We start from the raw sequence: 338 nt of genomic DNA, 5'->3' as shown, positions 1-338 counted from the left end.
CGGTCTTCAGCAGGTAGATGTCGTCACGCTTGACCGGCGTGTTGAGCGGGGCGCCGAGTTCTTTCCAATCGGGGACCAGTTCGTTCAGCGCGCGAGGTTCGAAGACCGCGCCGGAGAGGCGATGGGCACCTACTTCGGAGCCTTTCTCGACGGCGCATACACTGATTTCCTGACCAGCGTCGGCGGCTTTTTGCTTCTGGCGGCAGGCTGCGGATAGGCCTGCAGGGCCGGCGCCGACGATGACAACGTCGAATTCCATGTATTCGCGACTCATGTTGCGTTCCCCTCAGCGTTCGTGATGCTGCGACTGCAGTGATGCTTGCCGACCTGCCTGGCCG

1 protein-coding gene is annotated in these 338 nt (G+C 62.1%); it reads right to left on the bottom strand.

The genetic code is table 11. From position 1 onward, the window contains the following. Positions 1–274: NAD(P)/FAD-dependent oxidoreductase (locus U8L64_RS00380; protein ID WP_333392728.1), on the bottom strand; the 274-nt coding region annotated here is incomplete at its 3' end. Positions 275–338: the final 64 nt, after the last annotated feature.

The sequence above is a fragment of the Pseudomonas sp. FIP_A4 genome, from assembly GCF_036701605.1.
Lineage (GTDB): Bacteria > Pseudomonadota > Gammaproteobacteria > Pseudomonadales > Pseudomonadaceae > Stutzerimonas > Stutzerimonas phenolilytica.
The sequence above is the reverse complement of the archived record's forward strand: the minus strand, read 5'-3'. Positions and strand labels throughout refer to the sequence as shown.